The organism is Actinosynnema sp. NPDC049800 (assembly GCF_040656635.1).
Classification (GTDB): Bacteria; Actinomycetota; Actinomycetes; order Mycobacteriales; family Pseudonocardiaceae; genus Actinosynnema.
The window spans coordinates 1-5389 of the sequence record NZ_JBFAMT010000117.1 but is presented as its reverse complement, the minus strand read 5'-3'; the positions used below and the strand labels follow the sequence as shown (position 1 = coordinate 5389).

Here is a 5389-nt window from a genome sequence, read left to right as displayed (position 1 = left end):
ACGACCCCGAACTCCACGGCGGCGCGCAACGACTCACCGACCAAGCCGCAGCCGCTTGATCTAATTCTTGAGGTTGACACTGAGGGTGTCATGGCTTCACCTTCCGGATCCACTGGTCCAGCGACACCGCCACGATGATCAGCACGCCGACGGCCAGGGTCTGCCACAGCACGTCCACCCCGGCCAGCGCCAGCCCGTTGCGGAACACGCCGACGATCAACGCGCCGATCAGCGAACCGACGATCGCGCCCCGCCCGCCGAACAGGCTGGTGCCGCCGATGACGACCGCGGTGATCGAGTCGAGGTTGTCCATCTGCCCGGCCTGCGGGCTCGCCGAGGCGATCCGCCCGATCAGCACCCACGCCGCCAGCGCGTACACCAGGCCCGCCATCGCGTACACGCTGAGCAGCACGCGGGCGGTGCGGATGCCGGACAGCCGGGAGGCTTCGAGGTCGTCGCCGGTGGCGTAGACGTGCCGACCCCACGCGGTGTTCTTCAGCGCGAACGCCATCGCGGCCACCAGCACCACCATCATGATCGAGCCGTAGGTGACCCGGGTGCCGCCGAGGTTGACCGTCTGCCCGGTCCACAGCAGCAACGACGGCATGTCGGCGCCGCGGATGGTGGCGCTCTCGGAGTACCAGAGGTTCAACGCGAAGAACACGTTGAGCGTGCCGAGGGTGACGATGAACGGCGGCAGCTTCAGCCGCGTGACCAGCAGGCCGTTGAGCAGGCCGCACAACGTGCCGACGACGAAGCCGAGCAGCAGCGCGGGCAGGCCCGGCAACCCGGTGTCCGCCGCCACCTTCGCCATGACGATGGACGTCAGCACCATGACCGCGCCGCAGGACAGGTCGATGCCGGCGGTGAGGATGACGATGGTCTGGCCGACGGCGAGCGTGCCGATGACCGCGACCTGTTGCAGGATCAGGGAGACGTTGCCCGGCGTGAGGAACCGGGGTGACAGCACGGCGAACACGACCACGGCGACCAGCAGCACCACCGCGGGCCCGATGGTGGCCTGCGCGTGCAGCAGGTGCTGGAGGCGGGTCAGGGGTGACGGACGGGCCTGGTCACCGCCCGGCGTGCGTTCTTCGGACAGCGTGGTCGACATGGCTCAGCCCCAGCAGTTCTGCAGGCCCCAGGCGGAGTCCTTCGACTCGACCCCGGACGCGGGCTGGTCGGTGATGAGCGTGACGCCGGTGTCCACGAAGTCCTTGCCCGCCGTGTTCTGCGGCTTGGTGCCGTCCTTCGCGAACTTCGCGATCGCCTCCACGCCGAGCTGCGCCATCTTCAGCGGGTACTGCTGCGCGGTGGCGCCGATGATGCCGGACCTGACGTTCTGCACGCCGGGGCAGCCGCCGTCGACCGAGACGATGGTGACGTCCTTCTCCTTGCCCGCCGCCTTCAACGCCTCGTACGCGCCCGCCGCCGCCGGCTCGTTGATCGTGTAGACGAGGTTGACGCCCGGGTCCTTCTGCAGCAGGTTCTCCATCGCCGTCCGGCCGCCCTCGGGCGCGCCGTCGGTGACGTCGTGGCCCACGATGCGCGGGTCGCTCTCGTCGCCGATGCGGCCCTTGTCCTTCACGTCGACGCCGAAGCCCTCCAGGAAGCCCTGGTCGCGCTGCACGTCCACGGACACCTGGTTCGGGTTGAGGTCCAGCAGCGCGATCTTCGCCTGCTTGCCCTCGGACTCGAACTTCGCCTTGGCCCACTGCCCGATGAGCTTGCCGGCCTGGTAGTTGTCGGTGGCGAAGGTCGCGTCGGCGGCGTCGGCCGGCTCCAGCTGGGTGTCCAGGGCGATGACCAGCAGCCCGGCCTGGCGGGCCTTGTCCACCGAGGGCACGATCGCCTTGGAGTCGTTGGGCGTGATCAGGATGCCCTTCGCGCCCGCGCCGACCAGGTTCTCGATCGCGTCGACCTGCGACTGGTTGTCGCCGTCCTGCTTGCCCGCGAAGGACTGCACCGTCGCGCCCGTCCCACCGGCCGCCTGCTGGGCGCCCTCCTTCATCTTCACGAAGAACGGGTTCGTGTCGGTCTTGGTCACCAACCCGACGAGCGTGCCGCCGCCGGCCGCGTCGCCACCGTCCCCGCACCCGGTGACCAGCGCCAGCAACGACGCCGACACCAGGGCCGTGAGCCTGACGCCCGTCCGCGACGGTCCGGTCATGTCTCCTCCTACGTCAACGTTGACGTAACCGGCAGCGGAACACGAGGGCGTTCACGTCAGGCCTGGTTACGCGAGATCAAAAGCAAGAAGTCCGGCGCTTCCACCCTCACTGGAGCGACGGGGGAGAAAGGGGGACTGTTGTTAAGTCATCGTTGACGCTAGCTTCGTGCTCCAAGCCGCGACAAGCCGCCGTTACGCAAGCGTTACCCAGGATGGAGCAGAGGTCCATGGACTCACGGGGTGCACGGCGCGAGCCGACCATGAGGGACGTCGCCGCACTCGCCAAGGTCAGCACGAAGACCGTGTCGCGGGTCATCAACGACCTGCCCGGCGCGGGCCCCGACGTGGTCGAACGGGTCCGCGCCGCCGCGCGCACCCTCGGCTACCGCCCCAACCTCACCGCCAGCAGCCTGCGCCGCTCCGACCGGCGCAGCGCGACCCTCGGCGTGCTGTTCGAGGACCTGTCCAACCCGTTCGACGCCGCCCTCCTGCGCGCGGTCGAGGACCGGGCGCGGCAGAACGGCGTGCTGGTGCTGGCGGGCAGCAGCGAGGACGACCCGGAGCTCCAGCGCGAGCTGCTCACCTCCCTCGCCACCCGCCGCGTCGACGGCATCGTCGTCATGGCCGTGGGCGGGCACCAGGACGCGTTGCAGCAGGAGCGCGAGCGCGGCACGCCCATGGTGCTGGTCGACCGCCCGCCGACGTTCGACGGCACCGACAGCGTGACCACCACCAACCGCGACAGCTCGCGCGAAGCCGTGCTCCAGCTCGCGGGCCTGGGCCACCGGCGCATCGCGTTCCTGGGTGACCGGCAGACGCTGTGGACCAGCCGGGAGCGCTACACCGGCTACCTCGAAGGGCTCGCCCACGCCGGCCTGACGCTGCGCGACGAGCTGGTGCGCACCGACCTTCACGGTCCCGACGCCGCCGAGAGCGCCGCCGCGACCCTGTTCGACCTGGACGAGCCGCCGACCGCCCTGTTCACCGCGCAGAACCTGGTCACCGTCGGCGCGATGCGCGCCCTGCGCGACCGCGACCTGCACCGCTCGGTCGCCCTGATCGGCTTCGACGACTTCCCGCTGGCCGACATGCTCGAACCCGGCGTCACCGTGCTGCGCCAGGACGTCCCGGCGCTCGGCCGCCGGGCGGCGGAGCTCATCTTCGCCCGCATCGGGGGCGAGCAGTCGCCGCCGACGCACGCCGTCGTGCCGGCGACGCTGGTCCGGCGCGGTTCGGGCGAGCTGCCGCCCCCGTCGTCGGACACGGGCGCGTAACGGGCCGTTGACACCCGCTCCGTCGGCGGTTGGCGGCCCGTCGACGTGACGGCCGAGTGGCAGGGCCGACGTCCTCTGCCACGCCCAACGCGTCGCAACCATCACGTGCACCCGGCCTGGACCTGAACCGGGCGCATCCCCCTACGGCGGAACACCCCGTTCCGGTCAAGGGGCGCCCGCTCGTCCTTCGCCGGCGTCCGGATCCTCGTTCGCCGGCGTCCTGGTCTCCGAGTCCGCGCTTGCCGGTGTCTCGCCGGCGGCCGGCCCGGGCGGCTCGGGATCGGGAGCCCTCAACAGGAGTCTGAGGACCTCGCGAGCTTGATCGCCCTGCTCCTTGGTTTCGGCGCCGAGGGCTCGTTCGATGGCTCTTCCCTCGTGCGTCACCCGTCGCCGGACCGGGCCGGAGCGCACCCACTCCTCGACGACCCGCGTGAGCGCCAACCACACCGGCTTGGTGATCCACAACGCCGCGACGGCGAGGACCGACTTGCCGTAGCCGGACTTGAGCGCCTCGACCAGGAAGTCCCGCAGAGCCTGCATGAGCTCCTCCAGCCCGATCGGCTGGAGGGAGCGCCTCTCCAACCGATCAAGACGTGCTTGACCGATTGGAGGTCTCCTCCGCCGGACGGACCGACCAACGGCACCGGGGTGCGCGAACACCCTTAGGCGACACCGCTGCTTGGGAGTACTCCCCTCGCTGGTTCGAGGTTAGCAGGCATCGACGACACCTGGACAACTCCGAGTTCCGCGTCGGAGCGGTATCAGGGTTCCTGCATCCGGGCACGGAGCACGTCGAACTCGCACCCCGGCGCGTCCGGGTCGAAGCCGTGCTCGATCAGCCAGCGCGACGCCGTCAGGCTGCGCAACGACCACCAGGCGCGGATCACGTCCCGGTCCACGTCGTCGCCGTAGCCGGCCAGCAGGTCGTCCAGGCGTTCCTCGTGCCCGAGCGTCAAGGTGGCGAGGTCGAACATGGCGTCGCCGGGGGCGGCCTCGGACCAGTCGATGACGCCGGTGACCTCGTCCCCGTCGACGAACACGTGCGTGATCTGCAGGTCGCCGTGGATGAACGCCGGTTCCCACGGCCGGAGCGCGGCCTCGGCGATCTCGCGGTTGCGCCGGATCACCTCCGCGGGCAGCACGGCGTTGGCGAGCAGCCACGCGCACTCGCTGTCGAGCTCCGCCGCCACGTCCTCGAGCCTGGGCCCCGGCCACGGCGGCAACGGCGCGTCGTGCAGCTCCCGGACCGCGGCGCCGACCGCGGCCCACGCCGCCGGCGACGCGGGCGACGGTTCGCCGAGGACGCCGAGCGCCTTGCCGGGCACGGCGGCGATCGCGAGCACGGGCGGCTCGCGCCAGAGGACCGCCGGGGTCGGCACCGGCGCCATCGCCATCGCCCGCACCTCGACCTCCGCGTGCGCCGCGTCGCCGTCGACCTTCAGGAACACCTCGCCGACCCGCAACGTCGCCCGCTGGCTGTGCGCGACGACGACCTCGACCTCTTCCATGCCGGCCATCCTGTCGGGCGAGGCCGCCGATGTCGCCGGATTTCACGGCTCGCCCGGTCGGTCATCCCGCGGCAGGGACGTGCAGGGGACTCATGGCCAGCAGGCTCCGGATGTCCTCGGCCGGGACCGGGCGGGAGAACAGCCAGCCCTGGAACGCGTCCGCGCCGAGTTCGCGCAGCACGTCGAACTGGGTCGCGGTCTCCACCCCTTCCGCCACGCACGTGCGGCCGAGAGCCCGGGCCATGTCCACGACCGCCCGCGCCACCGCGAGGTCCGACCTGTCGTTGCCCACCCCGGACACGAACCGCCGGTCGACCTTGATGATCTGCGCCGGCAGGTCCCTCAACCGGGCCAGCGACGAGTAGCCGGTGCCGAAGTCGTCCACCGCGAACCGGATGCCCCGCTCCACCAGCTCGCCCATCGCCTGCCGCACCCGC

Annotated in this window: 6 protein-coding genes; 1 reads left to right on the top strand and 5 read right to left on the bottom strand. The window is 71.1% G+C overall.

Annotation, left to right across the window (positions count from 1 at the left end; translation table 11 throughout):
- Window positions 1-88: 88 nt before the first annotated feature.
- Both AB0I91_RS44530 and AB0I91_RS44525 read right to left on the bottom strand, forming a co-directional pair.
- Window positions 89-1114 carry an ABC transporter permease gene (locus tag AB0I91_RS44530; RefSeq protein WP_498786912.1) on the bottom strand — a complete coding sequence of 342 codons (1026 nt, stop codon included), beginning with the start codon at window positions 1112-1114 and terminating at the stop codon, window positions 89-91.
- Window positions 1115-1117: 3 nt separating this feature from the next.
- Window positions 1118-2170: a sugar ABC transporter substrate-binding protein gene (locus tag AB0I91_RS44525; protein WP_498786911.1), complete on the bottom strand. Its 1053-nt coding sequence runs from the start codon at window positions 2168-2170 to the stop codon at window positions 1118-1120.
- Window positions 2171-2397: 227 nt separating this feature from the next.
- Here AB0I91_RS44525 and AB0I91_RS44520 point away from each other — a divergent pair, with 227 nt between their 5' ends.
- Window positions 2398-3444, top strand: coding sequence for a LacI family DNA-binding transcriptional regulator (locus AB0I91_RS44520; RefSeq protein WP_498786910.1), 1047 nt, complete (start codon window positions 2398-2400; stop codon window positions 3442-3444).
- 165 nt (window positions 3445-3609) lie between these two features.
- Here the strand turns inward: AB0I91_RS44520 and AB0I91_RS44515 are convergent, their stop codons facing one another.
- From AB0I91_RS44515 to AB0I91_RS44505, 3 genes are all read right to left on the bottom strand, one after another.
- Window positions 3610-3984, bottom strand: a complete 375-nt coding sequence (locus AB0I91_RS44515) for a hypothetical protein (RefSeq protein WP_499642322.1) — start codon at window positions 3982-3984, stop codon at window positions 3610-3612.
- 221 nt (window positions 3985-4205) lie between these two features.
- Window positions 4206-4952, bottom strand: coding sequence for a phosphotransferase family protein (locus AB0I91_RS44510; RefSeq protein ID WP_499619202.1), 747 nt, complete (start codon window positions 4950-4952; stop codon window positions 4206-4208).
- A 61-nt stretch (window positions 4953-5013) separates the two neighbouring features.
- A partial coding sequence (locus tag AB0I91_RS44505) for an EAL domain-containing protein (RefSeq protein WP_499642320.1) occupies window positions 5014-5389 on the bottom strand: 376 nt, incomplete at its 5' end.

Excerpts from the sequence above, each read along its gene's own strand:
- AB0I91_RS44510 (WP_499619202.1), bottom strand. The coding sequence starts at position 4,952 with ATGGAAGAGGTCGAGGTCGTCGTCGCGCACAGCCAGCGGGCGACGTTG.
- AB0I91_RS44515 (WP_499642322.1), bottom strand. The coding sequence starts at position 3,984 with ATGCAGGCTCTGCGGGACTTCCTGGTCGAGGCGCTCAAGTCCGGCTAC.
- AB0I91_RS44520 (WP_498786910.1), top strand. The coding sequence starts at position 2,398 with ATGGACTCACGGGGTGCACGGCGCGAGCCGACCATGAGGGACGTCGCC.
- AB0I91_RS44525 (WP_498786911.1), bottom strand. The coding sequence starts at position 2,170 with ATGACCGGACCGTCGCGGACGGGCGTCAGGCTCACGGCCCTGGTGTCG.
- AB0I91_RS44530 (WP_498786912.1), bottom strand. The coding sequence starts at position 1,114 with ATGTCGACCACGCTGTCCGAAGAACGCACGCCGGGCGGTGACCAGGCC.